Origin of the sequence: Candidatus Methylomicrobium oryzae (genome assembly GCF_016745425.1) — a bacterium.
In the GTDB taxonomy this organism is placed as follows: domain Bacteria; phylum Pseudomonadota; class Gammaproteobacteria; order Methylococcales; family Methylomonadaceae; genus Methylomicrobium; species Methylomicrobium oryzae.
Genome location: NZ_JAERVK010000017.1, coordinates 68,921 through 87,593, shown reverse-complemented (window position 1 = coordinate 87,593; position 18,673 = coordinate 68,921). Strand labels below are relative to the sequence as shown.

The window sequence follows — 18,673 nt, the reverse complement described above, 5'->3', positions numbered from 1 at the left end:
TACACCAAACCGATCAATGCGCTTTCAACGATAACCGCGTAACGATTCCCTGCCCTTCCCGTTCCGGATTGATCGCCGTGTCGAGAATGAACACCCGCTCGGGCGGAATACCGCCCTGTTGAACGACATGTTTGGCGATAGCCTGGGCGCGTTTCGCAGCCAAATCTTTCAAACGCTCGACTTCCGGCTTGATGATCGTGAACAGTTTTTGTTTCGCCACCTCGTAAAAATCGCCGGCCTTCTCATCGACCAGACGCGGCTTGCCGAACAACGAACGCTCCGCAAGCAACGGAAATTTTTCGATGAACATCTGCGCCAGATAATCCTTATACTCGTCGTCAGACAATTCGATATATTCTACCCGGACTTTTTTGCCTTTTTTCGCGAGCTCGGCCGCTTTCAAGCTCTTTAACCGGTCATACAGCGCCGCGTCCTTCAAGGCCGGCCAGTCCTGTTCCACATAGGCGGCGCCCTTGATTTCGAGATTCAACGCAGGCCGCTCTTTCAGCGCCTTCGCCAAATTGTCGAGTTTGGCCAGTTGAGCCTGATCCAATTCGGCCTTGCCGGCTTTAAAGTCGATATGATCCAGATTTTCCCCATCCTTAAACAGCGAAGCAACCGCTTTGAACGGCGAGGCAATTACCTTTTTCAGCGCATTCACCAGTGCATCGGCGACGAGCGCCCGAATGCTGAATTTCGGATCTTCCAGGCTGCCGGTAATCGGCACGTCCAGCTTGATCCGGTTATCGCTGTCCTTCAGCAGAGCAACCGCCAAATCCAGCGGCAACGACACCGCATTGGGATTTTCGACTTTTTCGCCAAGCTCGAACTGATCGATCAAAATATTGTTGGACGCGGTCAGGGCCCCCTTCTCGACCCGGTACTTCAAATCCAGGTTCAATTTGCCTTTTTCGACTTTATAACCGGCAAACTGCACCATGTAAGGGCTGATCAGCGGCATCGGCAAGCCGTGGAAGCTCAATTCCACATCGTATTCGCCGCGATAGGGGCTTACCTCACCTTGCACGTCGACCGGCGCCAGATCGTAAGCATTGCCTTTCAGCGACACTTTGACATTGGATTTCTTTTCGGAAGAAAATCCTGACGCGCCGCCGTTCAATTCCTTGATTTCGGCAGCGAAAGGCAGAATCAACGAAAGATCGGCGAAATCGGACGAGCCGTCATGCACCAGCGCCTGGTCAAGCCGGAAATACGGCTTGCGCCCGGCATCCTGCTGCTTGGGCGTTGCGGACGCGGCAGACTTGCTGCCGTCATGCCCGGTCGATAACACCTCATTCACGTTGACCGTCTTATTCTTTCTAATCACGACCCGCGCATAAGGTTTCTCGATCAACAGGCGCTTGGCGGTATAGCGATTAGCCGATAGATCCGCATCGATCCCGTTCAGGGTCAGCTTCCGCCACTTGATGAAGTCCTTATTCTGCAACTGGTCGCGTGTCACCAATTCCTCTACCCCTGCAAGTCCCCGAAATTTGACGTCGGGCTGCTCCCTGAACTGGATGTCCAGCTTGCCCTCCGCAAAAAAACCGCCGTCGATTACATCGAGGCGGGCAAACCGGTCGACATAGGCCTGGAATCTGTCGAGCGCAATATCCGCGACCGCTACGTTCAAGCTCGCGATGAAAGGACTGATCACGACATCGCCGTCCAGCTTGATGCGTCCGTGCTGGTTGAAACCGGCGCTCAACTGCACGGGCAATTTAGCGCCTTCGGCATTGGTGAAATCGCGCAGCGTCAAATCGATCGGCTTGACTTGCACCGCGACCGGCTTGCTTCCTGTCCTGTCTTCGAAATTGACGCCGAAACCGGTCAATGCGGCCGACTTCAGCGCAATCTTCCAGGGCTGAATGTGTTTTTCAGGCGGGGGAACCGGCTTTTCGGCGGTTGCCGGCTTGCCGTTCTCCGGCCGCAGGGCCAGATAATTGAGTTTTCCTTCTCTAGTCAGCCAGGCTTGTATGTCGGCATTTTCCGATTTGATCGTATTTATCGAAACCGCGCGCTGGAGCAGGTTCAAATCGATTCCCTCGCCGGCCAGGCTGCCTATTTTGACCAAGGGCTGGTCTTGGGGATTTTCGGAAAATTCACTGCCGCGAAGCGCCGCTTGCCCATTCCGAACGATCACATTGAAACCGTTTTTCTCATTACCGATATCGCATGCCGCAGCCATCACGATTTCGGGAATTTTCAACGCAGCCTTTGCCGGCGCAAAACCGGTCAAGACCACATCACGCAGTTTGGCTTCCGCTTTTTCAGCCGCAACCTGCCATTGCCGGCCGGTATAAATGATTTTATAGCCGGCCTCCAGCGAAATAGTGGAGGATTTGGCTGCCAGCCCCGGTGTTTCGGCAGACGCATAGGCGAAATCTTTCAGTTCGAATCGGCTCTTCGGAATTTCGAGCGCCAGTCCCTTCGCCGCCGAATAATTGACACGGTATTCAGCCTCCAGCACTTCATCGCCCTGCAGAGTAAAGCTTACCGTCTGCGGCAACGCAATTCCGGTCAGATTCTGCAGCTTGAGCTGGTCCAGCGTGAGACGGCCTTTCGAGAATAATGGTTCAATGCCCGCTTCGCCTTGCCAGTCCAGGGTTCCGCCCGACTTCAACGCCATCTTTAAATGCAAAGAAAAAGGCTGATTCTGCGCCAGCGAAAACTGTTCCACAGTCAAGCCGATCGGCACGACTTCTTCTTTAACCGGTTTACCGGACTGCTCGTCTTCCCAGAGCAATTTACCGTCCGCCACCACCAAACGGCCGATCTGTACGGGAAACAAAGCGCGTTCGCTCTTGGGCTGGGGTTCTTCTTTGTCGGCCAATAAATCGGCGAAATTGAATTGGCCGTTTTTAAACCGGGCCAAACGGACGGAGGGTTTGAGCAATTGCACATCGTCGATCGTGAGCGCAGATTCCTTTAGAGAACGCCAGAGTTCGAGGTTGGCGGCGAAGCGTTCGAAACCCGCAAACAACTGGCCGTTCTTTTCCTGCAGCGCGAAACCCTGAACGGACATCCGGAATGAAAAAGGATTCAGCTCGACCTTCGCGATCGATGCCCCCCGGCCGGTCAACTCCTTGATCATTGTCGGCGCCTTGGACTTAACCAGATAAGGCACCGCATAAAAGCCGGCCAGCGCATATAAAAGCACGATGCTTGCAGCAATAGCCAATCCTTTTAAAATCTTGGTCAACAAGGTTCGAGCCTTCATACGAGTCCTTCAATTTTTCGTAGATTAGCATAGCCCTTGCCAATAAAAAAGGCGACTCGTAAGCCGCCTTTTTACTTTATCGAAACGTCTCCGGACTATAAATTCACGTAGCCGGTTTCTTCGTGCAACACTTGATCGAGGCCCTGCACTTCTTCATCGGCGGTTACGCGCAAGCCGACGAATTTGTCGATCAATTTCAACAACAGAAAACTGAAAAACGCGCTCCAGGCCATCGTTACTAAAATCGCCAGCGCCTGCACGCCGACCTGGCTGCCGATCGTGACGCCTTCGGCCAGTCCCAAGCCGCCAAAACTGCCGGAAGCAAAAACGCCGGTCAGCAAGGACCCCGTGATCCCGCCGACGCCATGTACCGGAAATACGTCCAATGAATCGTCGATCTTCAACGTGCGTTTGACATACTGCGTCGCAAAGAAACAGACCGCGCCAGCCACGACGCCGATCACCAGCGCACCGAAAGGGCCGACGTAGCCCGAAGCCGGCGTGATCGTACCGAGACCTGCGACCATCCCGGTCACGATGCCCAATACGCTCGGCTTGCCGAAACGCCGCCATTCGATCACCATCCAGGTCAACGCCCCGGCAGCCGCACCGACATGGGTTACCAGCAGCGCCATGCCGGCACGGCCGTCCGCGGTCAGCGCGCTGCCTGCATTAAAACCGAACCAGCCGACCCAAAGCATACCCGCGCCGGTCACCGCCATGGTCATGTTGTGCGGCGGCATCGCCGTGGTCGGAAAACCGCGCCGGCGACCGATGACCAGCGCCGCGACCAACGAAGCGACGCCGGCGTTTACATGAATCACGATACCTCCGGCAAAATCGAGAACGCCCAGCTCCGCCAGCCAGCCGCCGCCCCAGATCCAGTGGCAAATCGGGACATAGACCAGGCACAGCCACAGGCCACTGAACCAGAGCATCGCCGAGAATTTCATCCTTTCGGCGAAACTGCCCACGATCAGTGCCGGGGTAATGATCGCAAAGGTCATCTGAAACATGAAGTAAACGGTTTCGGGCAAATCGCCGACTTGCGAAGCGGTGCTGATTCCGGGCAAAAACGCTTTCGAGAAACCGCCGATCAGCTTCTGATAATCGCCGCCGTTGGCGAAAATCAAACTGTACACGCCGGCCAGCCACAAGATCGAAACCAGGCAGGTAATCGCAAAGCACTGCATCAGCACCGACAGCACGTTTTTGCTGCGCACCAGGCCCGCATAAAACAGCGACAAGCCCGGCAGCGTCATAAACAAAACCAGGCCGGTCGAGGTTAGAATCCATGCCGTATTGGCCTGGTTGATCGGGTCCGCCTCCGCCGCGAACGGTAACAAGAGTAAGCTAAAAAAGAGTCGTTTGGGTTGCATTCTCTTCACTATTTAAATGGCATCCTCGCCGGTTTCGCCGGTTCTTATTCGGATGATTTGTTCTAGATTGGTCACAAAAATTTTACCGTCGCCGATCTTGCCCGTATTCGCCGCCTTCACGATCGTTTCGACCGCTTTGTCGAGTACGTCGTCCGACACCGCGATTTCGAGCTTCACCTTCGGTAAAAAATCGACCACATATTCCGCACCCCGATACAACTCGGTGTGACCTTTCTGCCGGCCAAAACCTTTTACCTCTGTCGCGGTGACACCCGCGACGCCGATCTCGGACAGGGCTTCCCTGACATCATCGAGTTTGAACGGTTTAATTATTGCTGTTATTAATTTCATAATGTCTCTCTGTCACAAGTAACGAAAAATTGACTTCGGAAATTTTGCAATCATACACAATCCTTTTTGATTTACAATTCCTCCCTAATACAAACAGCCCTGAAGAGGGCCGTAACACAAAAAGGGGCATTGTTCAGCTTCCCCAGACCAGAAGCCATTTTTATCATTTCGCGGGCCGACCTCCGATAAAGTTATTGTTATTGTTCCCCTGATGAAAAAACCGCAAGCCGCCAGCCGATCGAATCGGCTGGCGGCTTGCGAAAATGACGCTTAAAACTCTATTACCTTATATATGGTATGCCGTCTCGCCATGCTCCGACACATCGAGCCCGACGCGCTCGACTTCTTCGGTAACGCGAAGCCCGATAATCATGTCCACGAATTTGAAGGCAATGAACGAAACGAGGCCAGACCAGATAATGCATACGCCTACGCCCCAAAGCTGACTGATCAGCTGTCCGCTCAGGCTATATTCGGCGACACCGTTCGCGACGTAGTCCCAAACACCAGTTCCGCCCATGGCAGGATTAGCGACAATCGCGGTGCCCAAAGCCCCGATAATGCCTCCTACCCCATGCACGCCGAATGCATCCAGCGCATCGTCATAGCCGAACTTCGCTTTCAATCCGGTCACCGCCCAGAAGCAGGCCGCGCCAACAACCAGGCCGAGAAAAATCGAACCCACAGGCCCCGCCCATCCGCAAGCCGGAGTAATCGCCACCAGCCCGGCGATCGAACCGGAAGCCGCACCCAACATGCTGGCTTTACCGCGCAGCAGCCATTCCGCAGCGATCCATGACAGCGTGGCGGCCGCACTGGCCAGCAGCGTGTTCACGAAGACCAGCGCAGCCAGACCGTTCGCTTCCAGATTCGAACCGACGTTGAAACCGAACCAGCCCACCCACAGCAATGAAGCGCCGATCATCGTCATCGTCACGCTGTGCGGGCCCACAAATTCTTTCCTGAGGCCAATACGTTTACCCACCAGAATGCAGCCGACCAGACCGGCAATGCCCGAATTGATATGGACGACGGTACCGCCGGCGAAATCCAGCGCGCCTTTTTGAAACAGGAACCCGGCAGTCGCGCCGGCCGCTTCCGCTGCCTTGGCATCGGTATAGGCATCGGGACCGGCCCAGAACCAGACCATGTGCGCCATCGGCAAATAAGCAAAGCTAAACCAGAGAAATACAAACAGCAGCACCGCGGAGAACTTAACCCGCTCGGCAAGCGCGCCGATAATCAGTGCGGGCGTAATCGCCGAGAAGGTCAGCTGAAACGCGACATAAATGAACTCCGGCACATATACGCCTTTGCTGAATGTTGCAGCCAGCGAATCGGGCGTGATGCCGATCAGGAACATTTTGCTGAAACCGCCGAAAAAGGCGTTTCCTTCGGTAAACGCGACGCTGTAGCCGTAGATCGCCCAGAGCACCGCCATCAGCGAAAAAATCACGAATACCTGCATCAAGATCGACAGCATGTTCTTCGCACGCACCATGCCGCCGTAAAAAAGCGCCAGCCCCGGAATCACCATCAGGATGACCAGCACGGTCGCGACGATCATCCAGGCGGTATCGCCTTTATCGGCTGCGGGCGCTGCGGCAGGCACGGCCGCAGGCAGCGCTTCGGTGACCGGTTGGGCCGGGTCGGCCAAAGTAGTCGTTTGCACGACGTCGGCCGCAGGCTCGGCAAAAGAGATCCCCGCAAAACCCAGCAGCAGTAACAGGGGTAAAATCAGTGTCAGTTTTTTCATAGAAAATCCACCTTATATAATTATCGGCTTTTAATCTCTAGAGAGCTTCTTCGCCCGTTTCGCCGGTACGGATTCGAATAACCTGTTCCAACTCCGTCACGAAAATCTTGCCGTCGCCAATCTTGCCGGTTCCCGCCGCTTTGGTGATCGCTTCGAGTGCCTGATCGAGCAGCGCAGCGGAAACCGCCACTTCCACTTTGGTTTTCGGCAAAAAGTCTACGACATATTCAGCGCCGCGATACAACTCGGTATGCCCTTTCTGGCGACCGAACCCTTTGACTTCAGTGACGGTGACGCCGGTAACCCCGATCTCTGAAAGCGCCTCGCGGACGTCGTCCAGTTTGAAGGGTTTAACGATTGCTGTGATCAGTTTCATAAATTGCCTCTTGCTGAATAAAAAAATGATTCCGCATCAATCCAAAGCAATGATTATGCCAATATCTGATGATCGTAAGCCGATACGTCGGCAGTTCCTCCGGACAGCGGGCTGATCAGGCACAGTTCTCATTAAGTAGGGACCGAAAAGTCAGCCCCTCTTTGCCCATCTTCTACAATGGATATCGCCTCCTGCATGACCATCAACAGAAGGCTTATGATCCCTAACTTGGCTCGCCCTATTACGAATAGCCAAGGGAAAAGGCGGTCTTCATTTCCGATACCAAGACCGGCTACCAAAAATTAGCGCACCGTTTCCGTCCGTTTCATCCTTAAACGCCCCATATTGGTGCTTATAAAGAACTTAATGGATAAATCATGTACCTATTAAGTCCGCAAAATGTACCTAAATCTTTATTTTTAGCACAGGGAGAATCTGTGCCATTCATCCTGGTGCATTTTTAATCCGGGATATATACAGTTTCCAACGCACAGGAAATTTAGAAAAAAGCGTGTTCAGTTACTTATCCCCAAAACAAAATGCGCCCTTAGGCGCATCTTGGTTTAGCTTTTAAATTGCGTATGGCTAGAAGCTGATCGTAAAATCCGTTGAAAATAGGAACTGATCCAGTTTGCCGGTCGTTGCGCCGGTATCGCCGAAAGGCCGGGCACCATCGGCCCAGTCGTAACGCACGTTCGGACGCAAATTCAGCCATTTGAGCGGTTTCCAGTTGATGCCTGCCGTCACGGCATAATAACTGGAAGGCGCGCTGGTCGACAGGAAATTGCCTGCTGCTGCGAAACTGTTGCCGCTGCCGTCGGTTGCCGCCCCTACCCGTCCAGGAGAAAAGACTCTAAATCCGTTCTGATCGCGAAACCATTCGCCGCGAATGCCCGCAGTCAAGGTATCGCTGATGTCATAGTACAAATGCGTGTTGATGCCGTACCATTCCGCATCTTCCACACCCTTCGCGGTTAAGACGCCGTTGGCGTATCCGTGATCGTGCTGCAGCACCCAGTGGGTCTTGTCGCCGATATCCTGCTTCAACACCACGCTGTACATGCCCCAGCCCTTGCTGCTTTGTTCCGACGTTCCGCCATAGGTACCGGTCACATTCAAAGAGGTTCCCGAATCCGCGTTGGTCCAGGTTGCGCCGGCAATGCCCGCCCAGTTACCCAAATGCTTGTCCCAGCCGCCGTCCCAGCCGCCGGTCGCGCTGCCGGTCACCGCGCCGCCGACCACGGACCAATGATCGTCGATCGTATAGCTGCCGAGAATACCGGTATGGGTAAACGGCTCGCCGTACTGCATCGTGTAAGCGTGCGTGTAGAAAAAGTTATCCGGCGCCGGCACCGTTTCATAGCCGATCGGAGTGTAGAAGTGGCCTGCCTTAATATTCAAGCCGTTGCCGATCGGCAGATACGCTTCCAGGTAAGCTTGCGGAAATGCCAGATCGTAGAAGCGGTTGTCATTGCTGTTGATTAAATTCAAATCCCAGTGGTTTCTGTTCAAAGGCAGCCCGGAATTTACGTCGAATGCCGGCACACCGTAGGCCTGGGTAAAGATCGCGTCGGTGCCGAACATCACGTCGAAACGAAAACCCAAATCAAAGCTGTCGCCTTCTGTCGCAACTGCGCGTTGGAGGAATAAATTCAACTGATTCAATTGAAATTCCCCCGAGCGGTCACCGAACGTCACCGGCCCGTTAAAATTGTTTTCCGGACTGATCGAATTATAAGTAATGCCGGCATTCGCCCAACCGCCTACCGTAAGCCCGTACTTTTTCATGAAGGAACTGCCATTCGGATCGCCTGCTGCTTCCAGGAGCCGTTCCGCCTCGGTCAATGTAGCGGCGTTGATCGCGCCCACGGCCGAGTAAAGTGCCATTCCTAACGCCAAAGGTTTAAAACTGGCGCGATCATTGCTTTGATATTTTTTCATGGTGATAGCCCTGCATTAGATTATCTTGGTCTGTCAATGAACATTACGGCTAAACAATCCGATTGCCCAGCATTGGGACCAATCATTAGCGCGTGATGCACCTGAAAATGTATAAGCAATATTAATGCCAGTTGCTTTGCAGCAATATTTTTTGCCAAAATACAACATAAATTCATGATATTGGTATGCATGAACCAGTCCCGCAGTCTAAAGAAGGCAAAATATTACGCACCACATTTGTGCATTTTTCTTTTACTCGCACCATAACTAGGCTTTTTTTAAGGAAATCCATTCCCTCGCTCATCAGCCGTTTTAGTTTTAAGCAAAATAAGTTCAATTTTTTTTTGTAGATCATTCGACAAAAAAAATGTTATCGTAGTCCAGTTTGGCTAAACCATTTGACACAAACCGATCTCAGGAGACTAATTAGATGTCTGTAGAAAATGTATTAAAAATGATTAAGGATAACGACGTAAAATTCGTCGATTTCCGTTTTTGCGATACCCGCGGCAAGGAACAACACGTCACTTTCCCAGCGCACACCATCAGCGAAGATACTTTCGAAGAAGGTAATATGTTCGACGGTTCTTCGATCGCCGGCTGGAAGCATATCAACGAATCGGACATGATTTTAATGCCCGATCCGGCCACTGCGGTCATGGATCCATTTTATGACGATGCGACGCTGATTCTGCGTTGCGACATCATCGAACCGAAAAACATGCAAGGCTACGAGCGCGACCCGCGTTCGATCGCGAAACGCGCGGAAGCTTATCTGCAGTCCACCGGCATTGCGGATACCGCTTTGTTTGGCCCGGAAAACGAATTCTTCATTTTCGACGACGTGCGCTGGGGCGCGGACATGAGCGGGGCTTTTTTCAAGATCGATTCCGAAGAAGCGGGCTGGAACTCCGAAAAAGTCTATCCTGACGGCAACATCGGCCACCGCCCAAGCGTAAAAGGCGGCTACTTCCCGGTGCCACCGGTCGACTCCCTGCAGGACATGCGTTCCGCGATGTGCCAAGTTCTGGGCGAAATGGGCATGAGAACCGAAGTGCACCATCACGAAGTGGCAACCGCAGGCCAATGCGAAATCGGCGTAAAATTCAACACGCTGGTTAAAAAAGCCGATGAAGTGCTGGAACTGAAATACGTCGTCGCGAATATCGCGCACGCGTACGGCAAAACCGCCACCTTCATGCCGAAACCGATGGTCGGCGACAACGGCAGCGGTATGCACGTTCACCAGTCTCTCTCGAAAGGCGGCGTAAACCTGTTCACCGGCGACCAGTACGGCGGCCTGTCTGAGCTTGCACTCTACTACATCGGGGGCATCATCAAGCACGCGAGAGCCCTGAACGCGTTCACCAACGCATCCACAAACAGCTACAAGCGTCTGGTTCCAGGCTTCGAAGCACCGGTCATGCTGGCTTACTCCGCACGCAACCGTTCCGCTTCGATCCGTATTCCTTTCGTAAACAACCCGAAAGCCCGCCGCATCGAAGTCCGCTTCCCGGATTCCACCGCGAACCCATACCTGGCGTTCTCGGCGATGCTGATGGCCGGCCTCGACGGTATTCAAAACAAAATCCATCCGGGCGATGCGATGGACAAGGACCTGTACGACCTGCCTGCAGAAGAAGCGAAAAGCATTCCGCAAGTCTGCCATGCATTCGACCAGGCGCTGGAAGCACTCGATAAAGACCGCGAGTTCCTGACCCGCGGCGGCGTCTTCACCGACGACGTAATCGACGGCTACATCGATCTGAAGATGGCCGAGGTCACCCGTCTGCGCATGAGCACCCACCCTGTCGAATACGACATGTACTACAGCTTGTAAAATTTTTTACATCGCTTCCTTGCTCCACAAAAACGCCCCATTTTGGGGCGTTTTTTTTCGCTCTGCCCTATAATAATTCCCTTCAAATGCTCAACTTCGTCTAACCCCGCATTTTTTCGCACATTTTTGTGCATTGGTCTGTAAATTGCTAACAATAACGCTCATAGAATATGAGTTAGATTTTAAAGGCAGCCATGCATAAAAGGATACTGGATCACCTAAATTCCGCGATTTTACTGTTCGACCGGGACTTGAACCTGGCCTATATCAATACCTCCGGTGAAGTGTTGCTGGCGGACAGCGCCAATCAATTGCTCGGCATGAATGCCTCTGAATTGTTCAAGACCTCAGAACCGGCACTGCTCGCCAATTTGAAACTATCGCTGGCAATGGCCGAGCCCCTGCTCGATCGCGCGCTCACTTTGAACCGGATCGGCCAGAGCATTACGATCACTTTCAGCGCCACGCCTCTTATCAATGAAAAAGGCCAGCCCGAAGTCCTGGTCGAATTGCTGCAGGTCGACAATCACCTGCGCATATCGAAAGAAGAACAGCTGCTGTCGCAGCAAAATACCGCAAGGCTGCTGGTGAGAGGGCTCGCGCACGAAATCAAAAATCCGCTAGGCGGGCTCCGCGGGGCAGCGCAGCTTCTGGACCTGGAACTGGTCGATCCCGATTTGAAAGAATATACCGGCATCATCATTGCCGAATCGGACCGGCTGCAAGGGTTGATGGACAAGATGCTGGGCCCGAACAAACTGCCGAACAAAAAACCGTTGAATATTCATGAGGTGCTGGAACGGGTCAGGCAACTGGTCGAAGCCGAGGCCAACGGCAATATCTTGATCCTGTGCGACTACGATCCGAGCATTCCCGACTTGAGGGCGGACAAGGACCAGCTGATTCAGGCCGTATTGAACATCGTGCGCAACGCGGTTCAGGCCCTTGATGACGCTGGCGTGATCCGACTGAAGACGCGGATCAAGCGGAATGTCACAATTGGGCGCAAATGCCACAAATTGACAGTCAAAATCGACATTACCGACAACGGCCCCGGCATCGACGCGGAGATGATGAACCAGATTTTTTACCCGATGATAACCGGCCGCCCGGAAGGCACCGGCCTCGGGCTGTCGATCGCGCATTCCCTGATCAGCCAGCATAACGGCCTGATCGAATGCCAGAGCGAACCCGGCAATACCACTTTCACCATTCTGCTACCGATAGAATCTGGCAATGACTAAACCTGAAACCGTCTGGATCGTAGACGACGACAAATCGATCCGTTGGGTCGTCGAAAAAGCCTTGCAAAAAGCCAAAATGCAAACGATGACTTTTGCAAACGCGAAAGAACTCCTGAATGCGTTGCAGCACGAGGTCCCCGACGCGCTCCTGACCGACATCCGGATGCCCGGCATGGACGGCTTTGAGCTGTTGGACCGCGTGCAAAAAAATTATCCGGGACTGCCGGTGATCATCATGACCGCGCATTCGGATCTCGAAAGCGCGGTCTCGGCTTTTCACGGCGGCGCCTTCGAATACCTGCCCAAACCGTTCGACATCAACGAAGTGGTCGAACTGGCCCACCGCGCCTGCACGCACAGCCGCCGGCAGCAGGAGAGCCAGAAAGAAGCCTCCGCGCTCGAATCGCCGCCCGAAATCATCGGCGCCGCACCGGCAATGCAGGAAGTGTTCCGCGCGATCGGCCGTCTGGCCCGCTCCAACATCACCGTACTGATCAACGGCGAATCCGGCACCGGCAAGGAACTGGTCGCGAAAGCTCTGCATAAACACAGCCCGCGTGCCAAAAATCCGTTCATCGCACTGAACATGGCCGCGATTCCGAAAGACCTGATGGAATCGGAACTGTTCGGCCATGAAAAAGGCGCTTTTACCGGTGCCCAAGCCCGTCGGGCGGGCCGCTTCGAACAGGCCAACGGCGGCACGCTGTTCCTCGACGAGATCGGCGACATGCCGGCCGAACTACAAACGCGCCTGTTACGCGTACTTGCAGACGGTGAATTTTATCCGGTCGGCGCCCATCTCTCGGTCAAGGTCGACGTGCGCATCATCGCCGCGACCCATCAAAATCTCGAAGCATTGGTCGAACAAGGCCGCTTCCGTGAAGACCTGTTCCATCGCCTGAACGTAATACGAATACACATTCCGCCGCTGCGCGACCGCAAACAGGACATTCCGCTCTTGCTCCGCCACTTTCTGACCCAGGCCGCGCAGGAACTGAATACCGAAGTCAAAACCCTAAGGCCCGACGCGGAAAGTTATCTGAGCAGCCTCGACTGGCCCGGTAACGTCCGCCAGCTCGAAAACTGCTGCCGCTGGCTGACCGTCATGGCTTCCGGACGCGAAATCCATCTGCACGACCTGCCGCCGGAACTCCTGAACAAACCGCACGAACGCGAAACGGAGAGCGGAAGCTGGGAAACGATGCTCAGAAGCTGGATCGACCGCCAACTGATGACCAAGGAACACGAAGTCGCCAAACAGACGATCCCCGCCGTCGAAACGATTTTGATCAAGGCCGCATTGAACCATACTCACGGCAAACGCCACGAAGCGGCCATCTTGCTGGGCTACGGCCGAAACACCCTGACCCGGAAAATCAAGGAACTCGGTATCGAGGAATGATTTTTCCGTACGTCTCCTGCCTCTGCACAGTTTAAGCCCTTATCGTTTTACACCTTTCGTATGAATTGACGCACCGTAACCCGGCATATCGAGGCTAAAAAATGCTCGGTTACGGCTATCGCCCAACCAAGAAAGGGGGGGGAAATTTTGAGCGGAGGTTGAAAAATTGCGAAGCGTCTTCAATTTTCCCAGTAAAGTAGCTTTTCCGAATTCTCTCGAAAGTTGTTGATGGGAATGTTGGTCAGCAATCTTTGGTTTGCTGTAACGCCGCCCCATAGGTCAGCATCCGCTTTTATTCCTGTAAACGCTTCGCTAAATAAGTCATTCAGACTCATGATGACCCTGCGGCGCAGGAATACGTTTCTATATTGCACATCGCATCATAACCCAACATACTACTCCCCTTTCCTCACCCATCACCTGCCCAAGGTGATCCTCAGGTGATAGTAAAACCAAAAAATCAAACCCAGTAAGGAGCGCCGAGCATGGCTTTAGCGTCATTGCGACAAGTTTTGGATTATGCGGCGGAGCATGGCTTTGCCGTTCCCGCCTTCAACGTCAGCAACATGGAACAGGTTCAGGCCATCATGCAGGCAGCGGATGCCTGCGACAGCCCGGTGATCATGCAAGGCTCGGCCGGCGCTAACCGCTATGCAGGCGAGGTGTTTTTGCGCCATTTGATTCTGGCCGCGGTCGAGCAATATCCGCATATTCCGGTCGTGATGCACCGGGATCATGCGCCTACTCCAGCTATCTGCGCGCAAGCCGTTCAATCCGGCTTCAGCTCGGTGATGATGGACGGATCGCTCTTGGAAGACATGAAAACCCCGGCCTCTTTCGAGTATAACGTCGAAGTCACGCGTACCGTAGTCAACATGGCCCATGCCTGCGGGGTCTCCGTGGAGGGCGAAATCGGCTGCCTAGGCTCGCTGGAAACCCAAGGCGATGCGGCAAACCCAAAGTCGCCAGGCCACCCGGACCACAGCCGATTGCTGACCGACCCGGACGAAGCGGTTGAATTTGTCAGGCAAACGCAAATCGATGCGTTGGCCGTCGCGATCGGCACCAGCCACGGCGCTTATAAATTCAGCAAGCCGCCGACCGGCGAAGTGCTGGTGATCAGCCGCTTGAAAACCTTGCAGCAACGTTTGCCGAATACCCACTTCGTGATGCACGGCTCCAGTTCAGTCCCGCAGGATTGGCTGGAAATCATCAATGAGTACGGCGGCGACATTCCGCAAACCTATGGCGTGCCGGTGGCTGAAATTGTCGAAGGGATTAAATACGGGGTCCGTAAAGTCAATATCGATACCGATTTACGTATGGCGTCGACCGGAGCCATCCGGCGCTATGTCGCCCAGCCTGAACATGCACCCGACCTGGATGCCCGCAAGATTTACCAAGCGGCCAGAGAGGCGATGCAAGCATTGTGTCAGGCCCGTTACGAGGCCTTCGGCTCGGCAGGGCATGCCGGCAAAATCAAAGTCGTGCCCTTGCGCGAGATGGCAAGACGTTACCAGTAAGATAAAGAAAACGAGCGATGAAATTTCGTTTTCAACGTGTGAATGACGTGTAATATCAATCTGCCCCGTTAATTCGACGTCAGCCCGATCATACGATTTTTTCAATGACGAGCCGTCAGGGCCTGAAAAAATGATAACCCCGAGCAGAATCCCAATCATCGTCCTGACCGGCTTCCTGGGCAGCGGCAAGACCACGCTGCTGAATCGATTGCTGACGGACGGCATCAAAACGGCCGTCATTATCAACGAATTCGGCAGCACGCCGGTTGATCAGGATTTATTGAAGGACCAGTCCATCCCGATGACGGTGTTGTCGGGCGGGTGTTTGTGTTGCCAAATCAAAGGCACCTTGGCACCCACCTTGAAGAATTTGTGGATGGCCTGGAACGGTGCGGCGGAAAAACCCTTCGCGCGCCTGATTATCGAGGCCAGCGGCGTCGCCAGCCCGGAACCGCTCCTGGATACGCTGCTGCGCGAACCCTGGATCGCCAAGCGCTACGCCTTACAGCAGACCATAGCAACGCTGGCCATTCCATCGGCTTGTACCCAACTCGACCGCCACGCCGAGGCGCGGGCTCAAGTCGCTTGGGCAGATGCGCTGCTGTTGACCCATGCCGATTGGGCCGAGGATTCGCAAATTGCAGAACTCTCCACGCATTTGAAAACCCTTGCTCCGACAACGCCGACAATGGTTGCGACGCTCGACTCCTTCGATGCAGCAGGCTTGCTAAGCGTTGGACCGCTTCCCTTGCGCCGGCTGCCCAGCGAAGCGTCATCGCCGGAGCACAACTTCCGAAGCTTATCGCTTTACCTGGACCATGCGCCCAACCTGCCTCACTTACAATCCGTATTGCAGGCATTACTCGCTCGGTATCCGGACGAGTTACTCAGAATCAAAGGCATCGTCTATTCGCCGGAGCCGACCGAAGCCTGGGCCATTCATGCCGCAGCAGGCCGTTTATATCCGCCGGTCAATCTACCGATACGCGCCGATCAAGACCGATGTGGCCGGCTGATATTCATCGCGAGATCCGGCCTCGAACAATTGGCCAAGGAATTATCGATTAGTTTAAGGCCGAGTCTCGGTCAAAATGCGATTCGGCTGAATTAGGCGCAAAAAGCGGAATTTCATGCCTATCGCCATTGCATCCCGATAGCCCCATTTGGCTCCAAAAGAAAGAGTGTGTAGCAGTGGGAAGCTTCGATGCTTTAGCAATCTATTAGCTGATCTTTTCTGCCCCTTTGGCCGAGTCCCAACAAGGATAATCCGTATAGCCGACTTTCGAATCGGGCAGCCCGTAGCCGTAGAATGTCGCAGTATCGTAAGGGTTTAACGCCACATTCAGTTGCAGACGGCGCACCAAATCAGAATTGGCAATGAAGTCTTTGCCAAACGAAACGGCATCCGCTTCGCCTGCAACGATCACTTGCTCGGCCGTATCGCGGTTGAATCCTTCATTCGCAATCAAAACACCGCCGAAACGTTTTTTCAATGCCGGGCTGATGCGGTCGGCTCCCAGAGACTCCCGCGTAAATATAAAGGCGATGCCGCGCCTGCCCAGTTGCTCTGCGACATAACCGAACGTCTGCAAAGGCTGCGAATCGCCCATCGAATGCGCATCGCCTCGGGGCGCAAGATGGACTCCGACCCGGCCCCTGCCCCAGACGGAGATAGCCGCATCGGTAACTTGCAGCAGCAGTCGGGCCCGATTTTCTATGGAGCCGCCATACTCGTCTTCGCGATGGTTGGTGCTGTCCTGCAGGAACTGGTCGAGCAGATAACCGTTAGCACCGTGGATTTCCACCCCGTCGAACCCGGCCCGTTCGGCATTTTCTGCGCCTTTCCGGTAGGCTTCGACGATGCCGGGAATTTCAGCCGCTTCCAATGCCCTCGGCGTCACAAACTCGCGCTGGGGACGCAACAAGCTCACCTGACCCGCAGGCGCAATCGCGCTCGGCGCCACGGGCAATTCTCCGTTCAGGAAATCCGGATGCGAGACCCTGCCGACATGCCATAACTGTAAGAAAATCCTCCCGCCTGCGTCATGCACAGCTCGAGTGACTTGTTTCCAGCCCTCGACTTGTTCGTGCGACCAGATACCCGGCGTGTCGGGATAGCCGACGCCGTGCGGGGAAACACAGGTCGCCTCGCTTAAAATCAATCCGGCAGTGGCTCGTTGCGCATAATACTCCGCCATCAGCGCATTGGGCACTCTGCCTACGCCGGCGCGGCAGCGGGTCAATGGCGCCATCACGATGCGGTTGGGCAACTCGAGGTCGCCGACTTTGAGCGCGTCAAACAGAATATTCACTTTATGCTCCTTTCTTAAATAACGGATCGAAATTTTACCGTCAGTAACTCGACGGCTTCGGCAACGCCATCGTGCGCTCGCATTTGTTCGCCGATGCGTTGGGCGCGGCTGCCATATCCAGGGTCCGAGATAATGTTCGCAACGGCCTGCGCCAACGCATCGGCGTTAACCCTTTTCGCCGGCAGCGGTTTGCCCGCCAACCCCATTCTCTGAAGCTGCGTTGCCCAAAATAGCTGCTCTTCCATGAACGGTACCGCCACGGAAGGGCAGCCGGCGCGCGTCGCCGCCTGCGTCGTGCCCGCGCCGCCGTGATGCACGACCGCCGCACAACGGCCAAAGACCGGCTGATGGGGATGTTTGCCGATAAAATAGACATTGCCTTGTTGGCTGCCCGCCGGATAACGCGGGGAACTGCTCTGGACGATAGCTCGGCAGCCGGATTTTTCCGCCGCCTGTAAAAATAGCTCCATACTCCATTCCGGGACCGCCTGCTGCAGACTGCCGAAGGTCATGTACGCCGGTGCCGGCCCTGTTTCCAGAAAAGCCAGCAACGATTCAGGCCACTGCCAGCGCCGGGTATCTTCGGTCAAGTTGAGAAATCCGCAAGCTTGATGAAATGCGGGCCAATCCTCTCTGCCCTGGCAAAACACCGGATCGACCGCCACCAGGTTCAACTGCTGCGAAGTCAGGAGTTCGCTGAGCATATGGGCGGGCGGCATCAGACCGGCCTCTCGCCATAGCCGGGTCAAAGGTTGCTTCAAAGCCCAGTTGAAAATCGCATCCAACAGTTTCCAACTGATCGGATTGAGGTGCTTGCCTAAATCCGGAAATCCGAACGGCGGCAAAGCGGAAGCAGGAACGGCCGCATGACAGAGCGTTACGCTGAAAAATGGCTTATCTTGCAGCGTCGCCGCCAGTTTTAACGGGTAAAGAAAGTGATGACCGATCACGCAATCGTTTTCTGCCACTAATGACTGCGCGGCTTGATAGATTAACGGTTCGACCGGAAAGAAGGCTTCATCCAGCAATGCCTTCAGCCACTGCAAAGGATTCATCCGAAACGAGCGCTCGGCAAAATCTTCCATATCGAAAGCGAAACGCTCGGGTATTTGCCGGTAGCCAATCCGCATCTGCTCGCAGATCGATCGGTAACTTTGATTGTCGATACTGCTGACCGCCAACGTGACCTGATGGCCGGCTTTCCGCAGGCCATCGGCCAGCGCCAGCATGGGCCGGACGTCACCGTTGGAACCCCAGGTTTGAATGCCGATTTTCATAGTCGATTAAAAAATAGGATCAGCAGATAGGCTATTGCCGGAATATCCGACC

Annotated in this window: 14 protein-coding genes; 5 read left to right on the top strand and 9 right to left on the bottom strand. The window is 54.4% G+C overall.

Translation table 11 applies throughout. The features are described from left to right. Positions 1-13 precede the first annotated feature (13 nt). From JJL52_RS17520 to JJL52_RS17495, 6 genes are all read right to left on the bottom strand, one after another. Positions 14-3,220, bottom strand: coding sequence for a DUF748 domain-containing protein (locus tag JJL52_RS17520; RefSeq protein ID WP_202053788.1), 3,207 nt, complete (start codon positions 3,218-3,220; stop codon positions 14-16). Between the two features lie 95 nt (positions 3,221-3,315). Next, entirely contained in the window at positions 3,316-4,599 is a 1,284-nt protein-coding gene (locus JJL52_RS17515; protein WP_202053787.1) for an ammonium transporter, read from the bottom strand. 12 nt (positions 4,600-4,611) lie between these two features. After that, entirely contained in the window at positions 4,612-4,950 is a 339-nt protein-coding gene (glnK, locus tag JJL52_RS17510) for a P-II family nitrogen regulator (RefSeq protein ID WP_202053786.1), read from the bottom strand. 286 nt (positions 4,951-5,236) lie between these two features. Next, positions 5,237-6,706: an ammonium transporter gene (locus JJL52_RS17505; RefSeq protein WP_202053785.1), complete on the bottom strand. Its 1,470-nt coding sequence runs from the start codon at positions 6,704-6,706 to the stop codon at positions 5,237-5,239. 37 nt (positions 6,707-6,743) lie between these two features. Next, entirely contained in the window at positions 6,744-7,082 is a 339-nt protein-coding gene (locus tag JJL52_RS17500) for a P-II family nitrogen regulator (RefSeq protein WP_202053784.1), read from the bottom strand. 585 nt (positions 7,083-7,667) lie between these two features. Beyond that, positions 7,668-9,023, bottom strand: coding sequence for a porin (locus JJL52_RS17495; protein WP_202053783.1), 1,356 nt, complete (start codon positions 9,021-9,023; stop codon positions 7,668-7,670). A 430-nt stretch (positions 9,024-9,453) separates the two neighbouring features. On the opposite strand from JJL52_RS17495, the gene glnA reads away from it, so the two are divergent. From glnA to ntrC, 3 genes are all read left to right on the top strand, one after another. Continuing rightward, positions 9,454-10,863 carry a glutamate--ammonia ligase gene (gene glnA / locus JJL52_RS17490; RefSeq protein WP_202053782.1) on the top strand — a complete coding sequence of 470 codons (1,410 nt, stop codon included), beginning with the start codon at positions 9,454-9,456 and terminating at the stop codon, positions 10,861-10,863. Positions 10,864-11,057: 194 nt separating this feature from the next. Beyond that, positions 11,058-12,107 carry a nitrogen regulation protein NR(II) gene (glnL, locus tag JJL52_RS17485; RefSeq protein ID WP_202053781.1) on the top strand — a complete coding sequence of 350 codons (1,050 nt, stop codon included), beginning with the start codon at positions 11,058-11,060 and terminating at the stop codon, positions 12,105-12,107. After that, positions 12,100-13,509: a nitrogen regulation protein NR(I) gene (gene ntrC / locus JJL52_RS17480; protein WP_202053780.1), complete on the top strand. Its 1,410-nt coding sequence runs from the start codon at positions 12,100-12,102 to the stop codon at positions 13,507-13,509. The genes glnL and ntrC overlap by 8 nt, the downstream gene beginning before the upstream one ends. A 179-nt stretch (positions 13,510-13,688) precedes the next feature. On the opposite strand, the gene JJL52_RS17475 is transcribed toward ntrC, so the two are convergent. Next, positions 13,689-13,844 carry a hypothetical protein gene (locus JJL52_RS17475; RefSeq protein WP_202053779.1) on the bottom strand — a complete coding sequence of 52 codons (156 nt, stop codon included), beginning with the start codon at positions 13,842-13,844 and terminating at the stop codon, positions 13,689-13,691. 150 nt (positions 13,845-13,994) lie between these two features. Between JJL52_RS17475 and fba the strand changes: the two genes are divergently transcribed. Next, a complete protein-coding gene (gene fba / locus JJL52_RS17470) occupies positions 13,995-15,032 on the top strand; it encodes a class II fructose-bisphosphate aldolase (protein ID WP_202053778.1) in 1,038 nt (345 codons plus the stop codon). Between the two features lie 130 nt (positions 15,033-15,162). Continuing rightward, a complete protein-coding gene (locus JJL52_RS17465) occupies positions 15,163-16,143 on the top strand; it encodes a CobW family GTP-binding protein (protein WP_202053777.1) in 981 nt (326 codons plus the stop codon). Positions 16,144-16,252: 109 nt separating this feature from the next. Here JJL52_RS17465 and JJL52_RS17460 read toward each other — a convergent pair whose 3' ends face one another. Both JJL52_RS17460 and JJL52_RS17455 read right to left on the bottom strand, forming a co-directional pair. Further along, positions 16,253-17,344 carry an oxidoreductase gene (locus tag JJL52_RS17460; RefSeq protein ID WP_202053776.1) on the bottom strand — a complete coding sequence of 364 codons (1,092 nt, stop codon included), beginning with the start codon at positions 17,342-17,344 and terminating at the stop codon, positions 16,253-16,255. A 14-nt stretch (positions 17,345-17,358) separates the two neighbouring features. After that, positions 17,359-18,621: a glycosyltransferase gene (locus JJL52_RS17455; RefSeq protein WP_202053775.1), complete on the bottom strand. Its 1,263-nt coding sequence runs from the start codon at positions 18,619-18,621 to the stop codon at positions 17,359-17,361. Positions 18,622-18,673 lie beyond the last annotated feature (52 nt).

Excerpts from the sequence above, each read along its gene's own strand:
- JJL52_RS17500 (WP_202053784.1), bottom strand. The coding sequence starts at position 7,082 with ATGAAACTGATCACAGCAATCGTTAAACCCTTCAAACTGGACGACGTC.
- JJL52_RS17475 (WP_202053779.1), bottom strand. The coding sequence starts at position 13,844 with ATGAGTCTGAATGACTTATTTAGCGAAGCGTTTACAGGAATAAAAGCG.
- glnA (WP_202053782.1), top strand. The coding sequence starts at position 9,454 with ATGTCTGTAGAAAATGTATTAAAAATGATTAAGGATAACGACGTAAAA.
- JJL52_RS17515 (WP_202053787.1), bottom strand. The coding sequence starts at position 4,599 with ATGCAACCCAAACGACTCTTTTTTAGCTTACTCTTGTTACCGTTCGCG.
- fba (WP_202053778.1), top strand. The coding sequence starts at position 13,995 with ATGGCTTTAGCGTCATTGCGACAAGTTTTGGATTATGCGGCGGAGCAT.
- glnL (WP_202053781.1), top strand. The coding sequence starts at position 11,058 with ATGCATAAAAGGATACTGGATCACCTAAATTCCGCGATTTTACTGTTC.
- JJL52_RS17505 (WP_202053785.1), bottom strand. The coding sequence starts at position 6,706 with ATGAAAAAACTGACACTGATTTTACCCCTGTTACTGCTGCTGGGTTTT.
- glnK (WP_202053786.1), bottom strand. The coding sequence starts at position 4,950 with ATGAAATTAATAACAGCAATAATTAAACCGTTCAAACTCGATGATGTC.
- JJL52_RS17465 (WP_202053777.1), top strand. The coding sequence starts at position 15,163 with ATGATAACCCCGAGCAGAATCCCAATCATCGTCCTGACCGGCTTCCTG.
- JJL52_RS17495 (WP_202053783.1), bottom strand. The coding sequence starts at position 9,023 with ATGAAAAAATATCAAAGCAATGATCGCGCCAGTTTTAAACCTTTGGCG.
- ntrC (WP_202053780.1), top strand. The coding sequence starts at position 12,100 with ATGACTAAACCTGAAACCGTCTGGATCGTAGACGACGACAAATCGATC.
- JJL52_RS17455 (WP_202053775.1), bottom strand. The coding sequence starts at position 18,621 with ATGAAAATCGGCATTCAAACCTGGGGTTCCAACGGTGACGTCCGGCCC.
- JJL52_RS17520 (WP_202053788.1), bottom strand. The coding sequence starts at position 3,220 with ATGAAGGCTCGAACCTTGTTGACCAAGATTTTAAAAGGATTGGCTATT.